This window comes from Microcoleus sp. PH2017_24_DOB_U_A (assembly GCF_020738205.1).
GTDB lineage: Bacteria > Cyanobacteriota > Cyanobacteriia > Cyanobacteriales > Microcoleaceae > Microcoleus.
In genome coordinates this window covers 242378-258286 of the sequence record NZ_JAEQCT010000029.1, presented here as the reverse complement: position 1 = coordinate 258286, position 15909 = coordinate 242378, and the positions used below count along the sequence as shown (strand labels likewise).

The 15909-nt window shown below is 42.9% G+C and carries 17 protein-coding genes; 8 read left to right on the top strand and 9 right to left on the bottom strand.

Annotation, left to right across the window (positions count from 1 at the left end; genetic code table 11):
• Positions 1 to 76: 76 nt before the first annotated feature.
• The 3 genes from JGK07_RS07810 to JGK07_RS07800 all read left to right on the top strand — a co-directional run bounded on the left by JGK07_RS07810 (position 77) and on the right by JGK07_RS07800 (position 2844).
• Positions 77 to 1042 carry a M48 family metallopeptidase gene (locus tag JGK07_RS07810; RefSeq protein ID WP_293196728.1) on the top strand — a complete coding sequence of 322 codons (966 nt, stop codon included), beginning with the start codon at positions 77 to 79 and terminating at the stop codon, positions 1040 to 1042.
• A gap of 299 nt (positions 1043 to 1341) precedes the next feature.
• Entirely contained in the window at positions 1342 to 1746 is a 405-nt protein-coding gene (locus JGK07_RS07805; RefSeq protein ID WP_293149171.1) for a DUF4359 domain-containing protein, read from the top strand.
• 540 nt (positions 1747 to 2286) lie between these two features.
• Positions 2287 to 2844 (top strand): TerD family protein, encoded by a 558-nt coding sequence (locus JGK07_RS07800; protein WP_293182612.1) that lies wholly within the window; start codon positions 2287 to 2289, stop codon positions 2842 to 2844.
• Positions 2845 to 2956: 112 nt separating this feature from the next.
• Here JGK07_RS07800 and hpsP read toward each other — a convergent pair whose 3' ends face one another.
• Positions 2957 to 4180, bottom strand: a complete 1224-nt coding sequence (hpsP, locus tag JGK07_RS07795; protein WP_293241970.1) for a hormogonium polysaccharide biosynthesis glycosyltransferase HpsP — start codon at positions 4178 to 4180, stop codon at positions 2957 to 2959.
• A 99-nt stretch (positions 4181 to 4279) separates the two neighbouring features.
• Here hpsP and JGK07_RS07790 point away from each other — a divergent pair, with 99 nt between their 5' ends.
• From JGK07_RS07790 to JGK07_RS07780, 3 genes are all read left to right on the top strand, one after another.
• Complete coding sequence (locus JGK07_RS07790; RefSeq protein WP_293205028.1) at positions 4280 to 5566, top strand: ATP/GTP-binding protein; 1287 nt, start codon at positions 4280 to 4282, stop codon at positions 5564 to 5566.
• The gene (locus tag JGK07_RS07785; RefSeq protein WP_293182618.1) at positions 5559 to 6191 is read left to right on the top strand and encodes an RloB family protein; all 633 of its coding nucleotides are present in this window, start codon (positions 5559 to 5561) and stop codon (positions 6189 to 6191) included. Before JGK07_RS07790 ends, JGK07_RS07785 begins: the two co-directional genes overlap by 8 nt.
• A gap of 205 nt (positions 6192 to 6396) precedes the next feature.
• Positions 6397 to 7029, top strand: coding sequence for a DUF3455 domain-containing protein (locus tag JGK07_RS07780; RefSeq protein ID WP_293196726.1), 633 nt, complete (start codon positions 6397 to 6399; stop codon positions 7027 to 7029).
• Positions 7030 to 7174: 145 nt separating this feature from the next.
• On the opposite strand, the gene hpsO is transcribed toward JGK07_RS07780, so the two are convergent.
• From hpsO to JGK07_RS07750, 6 genes are all read right to left on the bottom strand, one after another.
• Entirely contained in the window at positions 7175 to 8344 is a 1170-nt protein-coding gene (gene hpsO / locus JGK07_RS07775; RefSeq protein ID WP_293182622.1) for a hormogonium polysaccharide biosynthesis glycosyltransferase HpsO, read from the bottom strand.
• Positions 8345 to 8436: 92 nt separating this feature from the next.
• Positions 8437 to 9411, bottom strand: coding sequence for a hormogonium polysaccharide biosynthesis glycosyltransferase HpsN (gene hpsN, locus JGK07_RS07770; RefSeq protein WP_293182624.1), 975 nt, complete (start codon positions 9409 to 9411; stop codon positions 8437 to 8439).
• 18 nt (positions 9412 to 9429) lie between these two features.
• Complete coding sequence (locus tag JGK07_RS07765; protein WP_293217233.1) at positions 9430 to 11127, bottom strand: glycosyltransferase family 39 protein; 1698 nt, start codon at positions 11125 to 11127, stop codon at positions 9430 to 9432.
• Positions 11128 to 11495: 368 nt separating this feature from the next.
• A complete protein-coding gene (gene glmM / locus JGK07_RS07760) occupies positions 11496 to 12956 on the bottom strand; it encodes a phosphoglucosamine mutase (RefSeq protein WP_293182640.1) in 1461 nt (486 codons plus the stop codon).
• A 352-nt stretch (positions 12957 to 13308) separates the two neighbouring features.
• Positions 13309 to 13851 carry a 16S rRNA (guanine(966)-N(2))-methyltransferase RsmD gene (rsmD, locus tag JGK07_RS07755; protein ID WP_293182628.1) on the bottom strand — a complete coding sequence of 181 codons (543 nt, stop codon included), beginning with the start codon at positions 13849 to 13851 and terminating at the stop codon, positions 13309 to 13311.
• 225 nt (positions 13852 to 14076) lie between these two features.
• On the bottom strand, positions 14077 to 14220 hold the full coding sequence (locus JGK07_RS07750) for a hypothetical protein (protein ID WP_293182630.1): 144 nt from the start codon (positions 14218 to 14220) through the stop codon (positions 14077 to 14079).
• A gap of 73 nt (positions 14221 to 14293) precedes the next feature.
• On the opposite strand from JGK07_RS07750, the gene JGK07_RS07745 reads away from it, so the two are divergent.
• Together JGK07_RS07745 and JGK07_RS07740 are read left to right on the top strand one after the other, a co-directional pair.
• Positions 14294 to 14440 carry a hypothetical protein gene (locus JGK07_RS07745; RefSeq protein ID WP_293224251.1) on the top strand — a complete coding sequence of 49 codons (147 nt, stop codon included), beginning with the start codon at positions 14294 to 14296 and terminating at the stop codon, positions 14438 to 14440.
• A gap of 7 nt (positions 14441 to 14447) precedes the next feature.
• Positions 14448 to 14606: a hypothetical protein gene (locus JGK07_RS07740; protein WP_293224249.1), complete on the top strand. Its 159-nt coding sequence runs from the start codon at positions 14448 to 14450 to the stop codon at positions 14604 to 14606.
• A 6-nt stretch (positions 14607 to 14612) separates the two neighbouring features.
• Here JGK07_RS07740 and JGK07_RS07735 read toward each other — a convergent pair whose 3' ends face one another.
• Complete coding sequence (locus JGK07_RS07735) at positions 14613 to 15059, bottom strand: hypothetical protein (protein ID WP_293211364.1); 447 nt, start codon at positions 15057 to 15059, stop codon at positions 14613 to 14615.
• A 316-nt stretch (positions 15060 to 15375) separates the two neighbouring features.
• On the bottom strand, positions 15376 to 15837 hold the full coding sequence (locus tag JGK07_RS07730; RefSeq protein ID WP_293182636.1) for a CHAP domain-containing protein: 462 nt from the start codon (positions 15835 to 15837) through the stop codon (positions 15376 to 15378).
• Positions 15838 to 15909 lie beyond the last annotated feature (72 nt).

Sequence of the window (15909 nt, the reverse complement as noted above, 5' to 3'; positions counted from 1 at the left end):
GATAAGTCAGGCGCCCGGTAGCAACCGCTGCGATCGGCAACACTGAGATATTTTAGATGTAACTTTTGCAACAACTATGCCTACTTATACTGGAATTTCTAGCGAAGCTTTTCAGCATCCCCTCGATCGCCAAGCCGAGACCGCATTACGCAGCGTACCTGGATTTGACTTAATTGCCAGCAAATTTGTAGAATTTGTCTACGAACGACCGCAATTCGTTTACCTAATGGGAAATAGCATACAAGTCGGCCCGCGCCAATATGCCAGCATTTATCATATATTTCGGGAGTGCGTGCAGGATTTAGATATTTTTCCAGAACCGGGTTTGTTTGTGTCTCAGAATCCCGCTGTTAACAGCTATGCCCTCGGGAAAAATCAACCCTATATAGTTTTAAACACTGGTCTTTTAGATTTGCTGGATGAGTCAGAAATCAAAGTAGTCCTGGCTCACGAGTTGGGACACATCAAATGCGGGCATCCAACTTTAAATCAAATGGCGATGTGGGCGATGAGCATCGCATCAACAATTGGCGAGATGACTTTTGGGCTGGGAAATATTGTCGGAAGTGGTTTAATTTTCGCTTTTTATGAGTGGCGGCGGAAGGCTGAATTATCGGCAGATAGAGCAGCTTTGTTGGTGACGGATGATTTGAACAATGTGATGAAGACGATGATGAAACTTGCGGGAGTTAGCAGTAAATATGCAGATCAATGCAGTTTGCAAGAATTTATCCGCCAGTCTGACAACTATCAAGAGCTCGATCGCGACAATCTCAACCAAGTGTATAAATTTTTACTTTACAACGGTGGCCAAGGCGTGATGCTGAGTCACCCTTTCCCGGTGGAAAGGCTGCGGTATTTGCGAGATTGGGCGGCTTCCGAGGAATACCGGCAAATTAAGCTGGGTAACTACAAGCGGGCTGTAGCTGAGGGTGCGGTTGATGTGAAGTCCCAAACATCTAACAGCGAGACGGAGGCTTTGCGCCGTCAGATTGAGGAGTTGCAGCGGGAGATCGATCGACAAAAATCTAAGCAAAAATAAGTTGAGGATGTGCCGCAAGTACCTTGCGGCTGTCATTAGCGCCTTCAACCACTGTTTGCGTAAGTCTTTGAAAATTTACCGGATTTGGGGGAGGGAGGAAAGTAAAAGGAAGACAGGCTGCGGATCTCCCATCCCGCTACCTCGGAATTATATTAGAGTGCGATCGTCCCCAAAAGCCATAGCCTGCATTTGCAACTCGCCTCCAATCTACAAACTGTCCTCTTTTTTCTGAAATCTGTTTCTCAGAAGGTGTAGTTTAAATCTAGATAAGCTTATAACTCAATCGGGGCAAGAAAAAAATGATTATTGATAAAGCAATGAATACTCACAAACCAACTTCTAATTTTTTCGGGAATATCGGAAAAATTGCGATCGCCCTCAGCGTGCTAGCCGCCGGAATGGCCTTTACAAATCCTCCGAGAGATAAATACCTAACTTATGCTTCCGGCGTGCTCGAAACCGAGTTTAAAAACACCGTGCGTAATGATTCCCGCGTACCCAAAGCTTTGAGTGGCGTTGCAGAGACTTTCCTGACTTCCCAGCGCGGCTCGATCGAACACTTGCTCGACAATACAACGGAACGTCAGAACTTTGGCGTTGTCAGCATTTACACAACTCAACTAGGTAAAAAAAGCTATCAAACGGTTGGAGCTTTTGGCAATTTCGTTACCCTCCCACCTAGTTCGGCAAATGCTGAAAAGTAATGTCAAATTAAGTTAAATTATAGAAACCGGGCTTGCGATCGAACCCGGTTTTTACTTACTAGAAATAATTGGTTTAAGGCCGGAACCTTTGTAGGGAGAAATTAAAATTAGACTATTAGACCTATTGCAAAAAACAATCTATTCTATAATTAATAGTTAGCATTTTATTATGCTAGTTTTAGCAGCAGGTACGTAGTTGCGCTTCAGCGCTCTTTCCGAGATCCAAAAAGAGCGCTGAAGCGCAACTACGTACCTAAATTTAATAGACATCTTGCCAAAAAGATATCTGCGATCATTAAAGATTTATAGCAATCCTAAATGATTGATGAAGATTGGTAGCGGTAGTGGATGGTGCGTGCCTACCACCTATCTATCGGGGCAACCTGGATCTTTAAGAGCAACTACAAAAATTATCCAAATGATGGGAAGACTACTATATTATAAAAATATTAAGTTTTATTAAACACGAAAATTTCTCGTCCCACTTACTATTAAAATAAATAAGATAAATTTTTATGTTTGACAAATAAGCAGATGGCTATGCAATTAAGTAAGGGTGAGAGATTTAATCTCTCTCAAGAAGCACCGGATTTAAAAAAAATGGCGATCGCCCTCGGTTGGCAGGTAACGGAGGCAGGACAAAGCTACGACATTGATGTCTCTGCATTTATGCTAGGTTCGGACGGCAAATTACCTGACGATAATTTTTTTATCTTTTACAATAATCTGCAATCCTCTGACGGTTCGGTACTGCAATCGATTCCTGAAAACAACCCAGCTAAAGAAAATAAGACTATTTACGGCATTATCTTAGAAAAAGTTAATCCTGAAATTGTGGAAATAACTTTTGTTGTGACTATTCACGAAGCAGATAAAATCAATGCAAGTTTTAGGAATATCAGAAATAGTTTCATCAAAATTGTCAATTTGGATACCGGAATCGAACTTGTCCGGTATGAATTAACAGAGAGTTTTACACTAGAAACGGCTCTAGAATTTGGTCGTTTGTATAGAAAGAATGGAGAGTGGAGATTTCAGGCGGTAGGAGCAGGATATCAAGCTGGATTAAAGAGTTTTGTTGACAAGTATTGTAGGTGAAATAGCAATAACATTACTGCAAAGCAGCGATGAAAAAATATCGCCGACAGATTCTGATAGCAGCACAAAAACTCGCCGCCGGAGAAGAAATAAAAGGTAAACTTTAGTCGAGTTAGTTAATAGATGACAAAATGTGCTGGTAAGCTTCGATGGTTTTTCGGGCGATCGCCTCCCAGTTATAATACTTTTTGGCATACTCTTGGCCATTCAAGCCCCTGCGCTGCCTTTCCTGTGGTGCGAGGAGGGCTGATTCGATCGCGCGGGCGATCGCCCCTACCTCCAGAGGCACCACCCACCCAGCCTCCGCTTGCTGAATGTCATCCCAGATATAAACGCGATCGGAAATAACCACAGGTACACCCGCAGCCATCGCTTCTGCTACGGCAATACCAAAGTTTTCGTAATAAGAAGGCAACACAAATAAGTCAGCTTTTCTCAACATCTCAGCTTTTGAATCACCGCTAACAAAACCCGTTATTGTAGTAAATCTTTCTAAAATTGATTTTTTTATTTTGACTTTAATTTTGGCTTCGTAATCGGCATCTTGGGGATTAGAACCTGCTAAAATAAAGTTAAATTTTAGACCATCTTCTAAAATACTTTCCAGTGCCGTAATTAGCAATTCTAATCCTTTTTTAGGTTCGATTCGCGACATAAATAAGATGATTGGTATTTCCGAATCAGGCAATATTTCAGGGTAAGCATCTGCCGTCACCCCCAATGGAATTATCAAATCTTTTGGAACAGACATCTTGCCTGTGCTATCTAATAGTAAACAATCTTGTGGCACAGGCATCTTGCCTGTGCTATCCAAACCAAACCTTTCTGAAATTTTAGCTTCTTGCTTGCTAGTGAAATGAATTGCTGCCGCACCTGCTAAATTAGGTCGTTCTAAAAGTGTAGCATAAACCTGTTTTAAAAGCTTTTTCTTCTGCAAATCTGCGGGGTCAAGCATACCGCAGGGCCGGATAATATACGGTAACTTGTGCCCTCTGGCAATTGTCGCGGCGAAAGTAGTTACTGGCGAGAACAAAGCGTGAATGTGAGCGAGGTCAAATTGCCGCGCATTTTCATTCAACCACTGCAATAAACTCAGAGAAAACTTATATCTGCGAAACGGAGAACAGCGGAAATAAATAATCTCATAGCCGTTTTGTTTGATTGGTAGATTTAACGGCACATCTAAAGGATCTTGACCGATATCTCCGTTAGAATCTGTAGTTATAATTGTGACATCAATACCTTGGGAAGCGAGGGCGGCAGAAAGCCCCAATACCATTTGACTTGGGCCACCGTAGACGAGGGAAATTGAGGGGATAATTTGAAGGATTCGCATGATTAGCCCTTGGTCTTAATTGCGGTAGCTGGTTGTGTTATTATATAAAAAATTGCAAGATTTGCACTTTATACTAATTTAGGCGATCGGAGGCAAGTTATGCTGATTGGATTCAGCGTCGGCAACTACAAATCTTTTAAAGAAACTGTCACACTCAGCATGGTAGCTTCGTCAATTACGGAGGACGATCGAGAGCTTGACGAAAATAATGTATTTGAAATCAATCATAGATTAAAATTGCTAAAAAGTGCTGCTATTTATGGAGCAAATGCCAGCGGCAAAAGCAATCTTGTTGCTGCTGTTAACTTTATGAAGTGGTTTGTTCTCAACTCATCCAAAGAAACGCAAGTTTCAGAGGCGATCGATATTGAAGCATTCAGGCTAAGCACAGAGACAGAAAAAGAGCCATCATTCTTTGAAATAGTTTTCTTGCTAGAAGGCAAAAATTTTAGATATGGTTTTGAGATTAATTCTGAACAGGTTGTTGCTGAGTGGTTGTTTCAAAGTGATGAAGATTCAGAAACAATGCTTTTTGAACGGGATTTTGACAGCTTTATATTAGATGATTTCCCGGAAGGGCAAGGTATTAGCGATAAAACTAGAAACAATGCTTTATTTCTTTCTGTTGTCGCACAATTTAATGGTAAACTTTCTGGCAAAATCCTGCTGTGGTTCAGTAAAACTTTGCAATTGATATCAGGCTTGCAAGATAGGCAATACCGCAAGGAAACTTTAGAGTCTTTTGAGAACGATCGCCACAGGCATGATATTATTGAATTCATTAAAAAATTAGACTTGGGTATTGCTGATATCCAAATCACAAATCAACCTGTATTTATTATTTCCAATAATACAGCATTATATGGTAATTCCTACGGTAGTTTATATCCTATTTCTGAAAGCAAACCAGCCGTGAAAACAGTTCATCGGAAATATGATGCTGACGGTAAGCAGACTGCTATAGAAATATTCGATATTGAAAAGCATGAGTCTGAGGGAACAAACAAATTGTTTGCATTAGCAGGGCTGCTTCTCGATACTTTGAGGACAGGAAAGATTTTATTCATAGATGAACTTGATGCCCGACTACATCCGTTGATTACTCGTGAATTAATCTGCTTATTCAATTCTAACGAGACTAATCCCCACAACGCACAGCTTATATTCACGACACATGACACAAATCTGCTTAGCAGCAAGACTTTTCGCCGAGATCAAATATGGTTTACCGAGAAAGACAATAAGGGCGCTACTGATTTGTACTCTTTAGTAGAGTATAAAGTAGGAAAAGATGCCTCATTTGAACACGATTACATCATCGGAAAGTATGGTGCTATCCCTTTTGTTGGTAATTTCAAAGAACTTCTAGGTGAACTCTATGCCTAAAAAAAGTTCGTCCAGAAGAACTATTGATTACTCTAAAAGAAAAGTTAAAAATAGAAGATGGTTTTTAATCGTGTGCGAAGGTGAAAAAACAGAACCCAACTATTTTAGAAGTTTCGCGGTAGACACAAAGGTAATCAAGCTTGATATCAAGGGAGAAGGGAAAAACACGAGGAGTTTAGTAGAAAAAGCTATTGAGTTAAAAAATGACTCAGAATACGACGAAAGCGATCGATTTTGGTGTGTCTTCGATCGCGATATTAACGGTAAAAATTCTAACGACGCGCAAAATTTTAATGCAGCTATGACTCTTGCAAAAAATAACGGCATTAAAGTAGCGTACTCCAATGATGCTTTTGAACTTTGGTATTTACTACACTTCCATTTTTATAATACTGGAATTTCTCGCAAGGATTATCAAAATATGTTGACGAAGTTGCTCGGATACGAGTATCAGAAAAACAGTGAAACGATTTATGAGGAACTGAAAAACAAACAACAGGATGCGATTAAACACGCAAAACGGCTTTTAATGGAATACGATCGCCCTAATCCTGAAAGTGATAATCCTTCAACAACAGTGCATCTGCTAGTGGAAGAACTTAATAGTTTTATTCCTAAGAGTTGATGAATTTTGACACGATATACCTTAAATATACTTGGTATTAGCACAATTTGACTTCTTCCCATGAGTCTGTGTATCCCATACGCGAGATAAAATTTATCTGATCGGGCTAACCCAATGGTGTTGTGATACGATCGAGCAAGATTAATCATGCAGAATACCAAAAATGACTGTTCATTTTTAAGTAACTTTAGGAGTTGAATCAAAAATGGCTAAACAATCTCTCTCATTTATGCCGATCGCCATTTCGATGTTAGCCGCCATTGGTTATCCGACAACCAATGCAGCCGCTACCGCCGAAGTATCGCCATTACAGCCAACAGCATCAGCCATAACCGTCGCACAGAATCCCACTCCCAGCGACACGAATAAAAAGCTTCCTGACGTGCCGGCAAAGCTACAAGTGCCTGCTGGTAATGCTTTAATCTCCGAAGTGTCAGCCAAAGGCGTGCAAATTTACGTGTGTCAACCCAAAACTGGCGATCGCACTCAATTTGAATGGACATTAAAAGCACCGGAAGCTGATTTATTTAATGCAAGTGGCGCATTAGTTGGCAAACATTACGGTGGCCCAACTTGGGAGTATACTAAAGACAAGAGTAAAGTCGTTGGCGAAGTAAAAGAACGTGTAGATTCGCCCGATCGCACTACCATTCCTTGGGTGCTACTAAGTGCCAAAAGCAATGAAGGTAACGGTTTATTTAGCAAAGTTACCTATATCCAGCGCGTCAATACTAAAGGTGGCAAAGCCCCAGCTACCGGATGCGATTCTTCAAAACAAAATAGCACTACCCGCGTGGATTACACAGCAGATTACTACTTCTTTGCTGCCAATAAGTAATACGCTTGTTAAAAGGTTTTGCGGCAAAAGAAGCGTTTGGTTTATTTGCACGAATCCTTGAATAACCCAGGTGCGTCGCTATGAGATTGTTGATATGTAGTTAGGAATTTTTCATGGCGACACACCCTACGACTTCTATCTTCTGCTACAAAAGTTGTTTGTAAAAGTCCAATAACTGCTCAGCTAAGGCTTGATTTGTATAACTTGTCATAACTTTATGATAACCCCGATCGCCCAAATCAACAGCAAAATCCCGCGCTTCCATCAATTGCTGCAAACAATCGCGCAAAATCCCTGCATTTCCCTCTGGGAAGACTAACCCCGCATCGCCGATAACGTGGGGAATTTCGCCGCAATCGGAACCGATAACCGGGATTTTACAAGCCATCGCTTCAATTAAAACATGACCGAATTGTTCTTTCCAGCCCACGGTAGTCAAAGTTTTGAATTTATAGCTGGTTTGCGAGGGCAATACCAAACAGTTCATTAAGTTAATGTAAGGTGGAATTTCTTCATGGGAAACGCTTTCTACCCAGATTATTCGATCGCTGATGCCCCATTCTCTACATTTTTCTTCCAAGTGCGATCGCAATTTTCCTTGTCCTACTAACAACCACTTCCAAGAAAGTTGTTTCAATCCTGCTAATGCTTCAGCTAAAGTTAGCAGTCCTTTTTCTTCGACAAATCGCCCTACAAATCCTACCACAAAATCTGTTGGTTTAATGCCAAATTTTCTAGATAACTCAATATCTTTAGCAGCAGGCACAAACAATTTTTCATCTACTCCAAGTTGGGGCATTACTGCCATTGCACCTGTGTAGCCCCGCTGGTGCAAAATTTTAGAGCCATCTAAATTGCCGGCAATAATTCCGTCGGTATTCTGAAGATTGCAATTTTCTAATAGGGAAATAGGCCATTTCAATTCATAGGATAGATTCCACCAGGTAAATAATATATTTTTGGCTTGGAGTTTGAGTAATTTATTGAGTATAATTAATTGGCTGTAGGCTAGGGATTTTGAACCTTGTTCGACTTGGATAATCTGCGGTTTGAATTTCTGTAAAAGTCTAATTATATCTGTACCAAATGTTAGCAAGCCTTGATTGTTTTGACTAAAATTGGAGATGGGAACTATTTTAAATGAGTCTTCTTGATAAAATTCGGTTTCGATGATTTTATTTTGTACGCCTCCGGGTTTCCAGCGTCGTGGCACTACAATTGTTACTTCAATATCGGGTTCTAGGTTGGCTAATATTTTGAATTTTTCCCGATTTATGTCAACTATATAGGTGTGGCTGGCAACGAGGATTCTCATTTATTGGGAATGGGGAATGGGGCATTGGGAATGGGGCATTGGGAATGGGGCATTGGGCATCGGGCATCGGGCATTGCGAATTAATTCATAAATTATTTAGGGTTGATTTTGTCTTGATTTGTGTAAATTTGTCCGTCATTCCAGAGCGATTTGATGAGTGTTATGAGGGCACTGATAAAACCGAGGATATAAAAAGCAAATCTAGTGATAATTTTTAGGGGCGATCGGCTTTTATGACAAGGTGGATGCCCCAAAACGTGGCAGTCAAAGAGTTTGGCAAAAAATCGCAGGCATTGAAAGACGGTTAAATTTTTCAATCCCATCAGGAAGTGGTTGTGATAAAATGTGGTTTGATATTCGATCGATCGCGTGCTGACATCGTGACATCCGCCGCTTTCTTCCCCCAAGTGAACTAAACAAGCACTGGGATCGTACCAAATTTTCATGCCAGTCGATCGCAATCTCAAACAAAAATCCGACTCCTCCCGCACCGCACTCCCTACAAACCGCTCGTCAAACGTCAAACCCCACTCGGCAAAAACCTGACGGCGAAACGACATATTGCAGCCTCTAGCCGAGAGTACCTGCTGCGGTTTGACTGTATGCACCAAATCGATAAAATACCAAGCAATGCCCGGATCCATGGCTTCTGGGGGCAAAAAGTCGATCGCCAAATCGCCTCCAGAATTACCCAGTTTCATTCTGTCAAAAACCCTGCCCGCCACACATCCCACATCCGGTTTTGCTAAATAATTATCAGCATGAGCGGCTAAAAAACCATCCGGCAATTGTACATCATCATCAATAAATAAAATAATCTCTCCCACAGCGCGCCGCACAGCATAATTTCGAGCTCCCGGTAAACTCGCCCAATCTACCGGAAACCACCGAATTTTCCCCGCAGTTGCCAATTCCTCTAAATAAACTTGAGTTTCCGATTCGTGAGTGCGAGTTTGATCGATTACCAGCACTTCAAAATTCGGGTAATTTTGCCGAATCGCGTCAGCCAATGTCTCTCGCAGGGGTTGCTCGCGGTTGTAGGTAGGTATCACAACAGAAATCATCATTCGCAGTTGCCACTTTAATTATTTCTCTAAACGCCAAAGCCACACATCGCCCGGTGGGTAAATTGGTGTAATTTTATATTTTTGCACTTGTTCTAATTCAAATCGCAATAGCTCGGTGCTTCTGTAGAGAAATACATCGCTAAAACCATCAGGAATTTTAACTTGCTCGGGTTTCACTGCTAGCAAAAGCTCTACTTGCGGCTTCAGCAAATAGCTGACAGACAGTATTTTTCCGGTGAGGTTGTTGCCTCCGTGACAAATCACTAAAGGTTTTTGGGCTTGATTGACAATCGCCGCTACTGCGGGATTGTATTTAGTGCTAGAAGGATACTTGTTCCACCAAAGTTGTGACTGTGAGCTGACGGCACAAGAAACTATTTCACTCGATATTAGGGCTATTAAACCGAGCTGCCAGAGTTTTTGTCGTGGATTGTTGGCGGTGGTAATTTTAGCGCTAAAGAGGTAGGCAACAGCTAGCTGGATTCCTAAAAGATAGGGAACTAGATAGCGATCGGCAATGCCTCCCACTGCTATCAATACTATCGCTGTAATTCCGATCGCTGTCAAGACCAACAGCCAAACTCGTTTGGGAGTTGAGTAGCAAAGCAAGTAGATTGAATGTGCGATCGCTAATATTAATATAACTGCTACAATCAGTCTGATTGAATCAGTAGTATTGCTCGAACCTAATTTGATGATTCCACCCGCCCAATGGGTGTCAATAAAAGTTCTACAGGTGATAATAATCAAAGGTTTAAGTGAAGATAGGGCCGAAAGAGAAAGATGGGGCAAACCTACTGTTGCAGCGATTCTGGGCGAGTTATCAACTAATACGAAAATCCAAGGAGCGAAAATGAGTGTTGCTGCCGCTGAAGCTAGTAAATAAGCAATTAATGTTTGGCGAACACGCCAATTTTCAGTGATAATTACGTAGATACCGTGGGCTAATATTACTATAAAAAATAATAAACTACAATACAGTCCTACAGTTAGGGCGATCGCATAAATCAACCAAACGCCTTTGCTCAATTTCGATGTAGATTTAAATGTAGATTTAAATGTAGATTTAAATGTGGCGGTAGATTTTTGTAGGGCGATCCTCTTCGTTGGCGCAGCCCCCGTAGGGGCGGGCTTCGCTAACGCCCGCAGCAGAATGGCATTCGACAGCAAGACGAGGACAGCAAACATCATGTACGGCCTTGCCTCTTGCGCGTACAAGACGTGAAAAGGCGACACAGCCATGATTGTCACAGCCATCCATCCCGCACGTGCAGAGCGAAATAATTCCCAGCACAGCCAATAAACGCTCGGAAAAATCAACAAACTCATCCAAGCTGAAAGACTTCTCACAGTTGCCACTTCCGGGCCGAACCACTGCACCCAAAATCTGGCTAAAATAAAATATAGCGGCGGTAGTTGAGGTTCTTCTGTAGCTAAACCTTTAACTGTATCCAACCAACTTTTTTCGGGATTTATCTGCTGGTATTTCCGCTGCAAATCTTGAACGCTAATTGTTTTTCCTTGAAAATCTTGCTGTACCATTTCCGTCCAGGTGTAGCCAGAAATTCGCAGCGAGGTGATAGATTCGTCGAAGGAGTAGACTTTGCGATCGAGGTTTGTAAATCTAAAAAATATCCCCGTTATTAATATGACGACAATTAAAATTTTTAACCAAGTTTGGTGTAACCGCCCATTTTTAATTGATTTGCTGTTCATAAAATCAGAAATGGGGAATTGAAGAAAGAAGAAGTTAGTTGTTTAGTCTATAAGTAATAAGGATGAGGGAATAAGCATGAGAAAGTGGTTTCAATATCCCCTATATTTTACTAGAGGATTCTTGCCATTGGTGTCAACTCAATCTCAAGCTTAGTCTTAGCCTAATGTCGATCGCCGAGAGCTAGATCCCCCCTAACCCTCCGTAGGTACGTTGTTGGGCTTTAGCCCTCTTTAGATATACGCCTAAAGAGGGCTAAAGCCCAACAACGTACCTAGAGAGATACACAGGATTTCAGACTCAAGTTGACACTTCCCTCTTCCTTCTTCCTTCTTCCAACTGTCAACTGTCAACTGTCAACTGTCAACTGTTAGATAGCGATGTGTTGCTGAACGGCTAAGACTAAATTTTCAGTCCAGAAGTTAGCTAAGTCGGCGCTGGCAGCTTCCACCATAACTCGGATTAGCGGTTCAGTGCCAGAAGCGCGAACCAAAATCCGTCCCTGTTCTCCCATTGCAGTTTTAGCGCGATCGATCGCCTTTTGCATGGGTTCGCACTCGTGCCATCTTAAGCGTTTTTCGCGATCGTCCACCCGCACATTTACCAACAACTGCGGATATGTTTGGAAACTGTCACTTACCAATTGTGACAAAGATTCCCCTGACTCACGCACCAGCGAAGCTATATGCAAAGCTGTCAACAAACCATCGCCACTAATACCGAAATGCGGACAAAGAATGTGCCCCGACTGTTCGCCGCCCAACATCGCACCCGTGCGCTGCATTTCAGCGTGAACGTGCTGATCTCCGACGTTTGTTCTAGTTAGTTTGCCCCCCAATTCTTCCCAAGCTCGCTCGAAGCCCAGGTTAGCCATTACAGTAGAAATAATTAAATTATCCGGTAACTGTTCGGAGGCGCGCAATTGCTGGCCCCACAGATAAAGAATGTAATCGCCGTCAATCGATCGCCCTTTGTTGTCAACACCCAAAACTCGATCGGCATCACCGTCAAAAGCAAATCCCAAATCAGCCTGGTGTTCCAAAACCGCCGCTTGCAAACTGTCGAGATGAGTAGAACCGCAGTTAACATTAATGCGAGATCCATCAGGAGAATTGTGCAAACAGATCACATCCGCCCCCATTTGCTCAAACACCGCCGGCGCCAAACCAGCAGCAGCCCCCCAAGCCAAATCCAAAACCACCCGCATTCCCCGCAAATTCATCTGTTGCAGCGAATCTGAGAGAGAATCAGCATAATCTTTAATCAACTCCGGGCGGTGGTAGTGATGCCCCAAAGCCAAGCTAGCAACCGCAACCTTAGCCCCTCGGATTCCCGCTTCGATTTGTTCCTGCAAATGCTGAGACAGCTTTGACCCGTTGGGGCCGAAAAACTTAATCCCATTGTCTTCTGGGGGATTGTGGCTAGCCGAAATCATCACTCCGCCCACAGACTGCGAAATGCTTGCCAGATAAGCAACGCAGGGAGTGGGACACAAGCCCAAATTCCACACTTCCAAACCGGCGGCTGTCAAACCAGCCGACAGTGACATTGCCAGCATATCGCTGGAATTTCTGCTGTCTTGTCCCAAAATCACAGGGCCCTGGTTGGGGGCATTTTGGCGTAGAACTTGCCCAGCCCAGAATCCAACTTGCAGCGCTAGGGGTGCAGTCAGCAATTCTCCAACTTTCCCGCGAATTCCGTCGGTGCCGAAAAGTTTTGTATTTGGTAGGGAGAGGGTATTTCCCAGCAAAATCGTATCGCGTTTGACTGGTTGTACCGAGTTAGTAGCCGAAAACTCGCTGCCGCGATGGCGCGAAGGTGTCTGAACCATATTCACTCCTTTAGGAATATTCACACTCACACTTTGCAGTTCATGTTACAACTGAAAGATCTTTTTTTCAGCGTAAAGTTAATTTATTTCGAGGATTTCTCAGGAAACTTGCTTTGACAGGCTACGGAGCAAGTTTAACTTCTTCAGAAAAATTTGTATGGTATCTAAGGGAAAAACTTTTATGGGGCGCGCCAAGAGGATCGTGGCGATCGCTCTTGGGGACGCTTCCACACGGATTTGAGACGATCGACCCCACGGATAAATTCGGGGGAAGAGAGGATTTTCGATTTTCGATTTGGGATTGATTCCACGGATAAATCACGTGGCGGGTACCACCTGTGAAATTCGCTTGTCAGCAACTGCGGGTATAGAAGGTTAATGCTGTGTTGCCATATACTTTTTGGCGGCAAATTTCTAGGCCGGGTATCGGTTGGGTCGATCGCTCCGGGCTGTGTTCGATCGCGATTTCGCCATCAGGTGCTAGCATTTCTTGGCTGGCGATCGCGTTCAACACAGGTTCGTACAAGTCGCTGGCGTAGGGCGGATCGAAATAAATGCGATCGAATTGCTGTGGTGATAGTGAGGCTAATTTGGCGATCGCATTTCCCCGCAGAATTTGGAACGTTTGCGAAGAGTCTGCTACTTGCTCCCAATTTTCGCGGATAATCGCACAAGCATTTGCCGACTGTTCGATGCCGGTGACACTCAAAGCCCCGCGACACAAGGCTTCTGCACCCATCGAACCGCTGCCGGTACAGATATCGAGCCATTTGCAATCTGCGATCGACCCTTGCCAAATATTAAATAAAGCCTCTCTCACTCGCGCCAGAGTCGGGCGAGTTGCCAGTCCCGGCAGAGTTTTTATTTGGCGGTTTCCGTAGATTCTGATACTCATACAATTTTAGAATTTAAATTTTAGTATTTGTAGGGTGCGTCGCCATTAAAAATCCCTAAATTCAATGAACAATCTCATAGCGACGCACCTTACACTTCGGGCTAGTGGAAACAAACTACCAACTCGGTGAGTACCACTAATTTTTATAAATTATATTATAATTTGACCAAAAATGGAATTTGGAGCCGACAAAGCAGCTCCATTCTTTTGGGAAAATCGTATTATTTAAAACCCAGACTTAACAGTATTTTCTGCTTGATTAGATTCAGGTACTGGTGTCTGGGCTTGTTTGACACATAATACAGCATTGCTGACTACCAGTGATACTAACACCACTTTAACAGGAAACGAAACAGGAGGAGTATTCATAAATTTATAATTGGTAATTAGTAATTAGTAATTGGGAATTGGGAATTGGGAATTGGGAATTAGTAATTAGTAATTGGGAATTGGTAATTGGGAATTGGTAATTGGGAATTGGGAATTGGTAATTGGGAATTGGGAATTGGGAATTGGGAATTGGGAATTGGGAATTGGGAATTGGGAATTGGGAATTGGGAATTGGGAATTAGTAATTAGTAATTGGTAATTGGGAATTGGGAATTGGGAATTGGGAATTGGGAATTGGGAATTGGGAATTGGTAATTGGGAATTGGGAATTGGGAATTGGGAATTGGGAATTGGGAATTGGGAATTGGGAATTGGGAATTAATTCCGAAGTTTGGGCAACCACCGAGGATTGCCCTAGGGAATAACAACTATCAAAAGTTGTTGATAATCATCGGTTGGGTTTGCCGCGCCGGAGGAGATGCCGGTACAGGAGCAGGATAAGGTTGTGGATAAACCGGATAACCTGGTTGCGGATATCCAGGTGCAGGTGGATATGTTGGTTGTTGATAAATTGGCTGTTGATTGGGTTGTCCGGGATATTGAGGTACAACATTAGGTTGTCCGGGATATTGAGGTGCAGCATTTCCGGGAAAACTTTCAGGAGAACCAGCAGTTCCTTGGGGAAATTGCTGTTGATTTTCTGGGAGATTTTGAGGATAAGATGGAATTCCCAAGATGCCTTCAACAGCGCGGCGGAGAATTGGTCTCAGGGGAATTGCTAAACTCATTTCGGCGCTTGAGCCGATCGCCATTACAGACAGCGTTCCGACAATAGCTAGTTTTCCGAATCCTTTTTGCAGTTGGTGTTGAGCAATCATGGTTTGTCTTCCTTGTCAAGTGATTTTAGATTAGAGGTTTTAGATTTTAGATTGAATTCATAGATGAGTATGGGTATTCAACTAAAATCTAAAAGTTAAAGCGTTGGTGAATAGATAGATGCAGCCGAGAACTAAGGCATGGGGCGAGAATTGGGCGCGTTGCCGTATTGATTCCGGTTTTTTTGTTTGTGGTTGTTTGTGGCTGCTTGCTTAACTGTTGATACTTTCCCACAAGCCAAAAGCAAGGGCTACGGAAGAATCGGGAGTTAAGCAAGGAGTTAAGAATCTCGATAAATACCGAAACTTAGGATTTATTTCATCGCACCCAAAACGAGACATCGCGGCGGCCGTTAACAGAAGTTCCAAACTGGGTAACGTTGACATTGTTGCAGTTGAATTCCCCGAACAAACCGCGATTTCCTTGGTTGCTACCTCGAACGGCGATTGTCCCGTTACCGTTAACTCTTTCAACTACTCCAATGTGTCCGTGAGTGCGATCGGCACCGGGGAATGAAGACTGCATAACAACGACTGCACCGGGTTGAGGCCCAACTTGACGGAAGCCGTTACGTTGCAACACTGAACCGTAATCTTTGGCACTCCAAACATAGGGAGGACGCAGTTGAAAACGATTGTTTGCGTAGTGTACGCACTGGCAAAATTGCGCGGCTGCGGCTGGTTTGATATTGGATAAACTCGCAGTTACGACTGTGCTAGCGGCGGCGAAAGCAGTTAACAAAGCTAGAGAAATTTTGGAGGAAGAAGTAAATAATTTCATGGTTGATTCCTTGTTTGTTTGCGGTTGTTTGCTTAACTGTTGATACTTTCGCAGAATCGCAAAAAAACCGAA

Coding starts and splice junctions, on each gene's coding strand:
- JGK07_RS07810 (WP_293196728.1), top strand. CDS start 77: ATGCCTACTTATACTGGAATTTCTAGCGAAGCTTTTCAGCATCCCCTC.
- JGK07_RS07805 (WP_293149171.1), top strand. CDS start 1,342: ATGATTATTGATAAAGCAATGAATACTCACAAACCAACTTCTAATTTT.
- JGK07_RS07800 (WP_293182612.1), top strand. CDS start 2,287: ATGCAATTAAGTAAGGGTGAGAGATTTAATCTCTCTCAAGAAGCACCG.
- hpsP (WP_293241970.1), bottom strand. CDS start 4,180: ATGCGAATCCTTCAAATTATCCCCTCAATTTCCCTCGTCTACGGTGGC.
- JGK07_RS07790 (WP_293205028.1), top strand. CDS start 4,280: ATGCTGATTGGATTCAGCGTCGGCAACTACAAATCTTTTAAAGAAACT.
- JGK07_RS07785 (WP_293182618.1), top strand. CDS start 5,559: ATGCCTAAAAAAAGTTCGTCCAGAAGAACTATTGATTACTCTAAAAGA.
- JGK07_RS07780 (WP_293196726.1), top strand. CDS start 6,397: ATGGCTAAACAATCTCTCTCATTTATGCCGATCGCCATTTCGATGTTA.
- hpsO (WP_293182622.1), bottom strand. CDS start 8,344: ATGAGAATCCTCGTTGCCAGCCACACCTATATAGTTGACATAAATCGG.
- hpsN (WP_293182624.1), bottom strand. CDS start 9,411: ATGATGATTTCTGTTGTGATACCTACCTACAACCGCGAGCAACCCCTG.
- JGK07_RS07765 (WP_293217233.1), bottom strand. CDS start 11,127: ATGAACAGCAAATCAATTAAAAATGGGCGGTTACACCAAACTTGGTTA.
- glmM (WP_293182640.1), bottom strand. CDS start 12,956: ATGGTTCAGACACCTTCGCGCCATCGCGGCAGCGAGTTTTCGGCTACT.
- rsmD (WP_293182628.1), bottom strand. CDS start 13,851: ATGAGTATCAGAATCTACGGAAACCGCCAAATAAAAACTCTGCCGGGA.
- JGK07_RS07750 (WP_293182630.1), bottom strand. CDS start 14,220: ATGAATACTCCTCCTGTTTCGTTTCCTGTTAAAGTGGTGTTAGTATCA.
- JGK07_RS07735 (WP_293211364.1), bottom strand. CDS start 15,059: ATGATTGCTCAACACCAACTGCAAAAAGGATTCGGAAAACTAGCTATT.
- JGK07_RS07730 (WP_293182636.1), bottom strand. CDS start 15,837: ATGAAATTATTTACTTCTTCCTCCAAAATTTCTCTAGCTTTGTTAACT.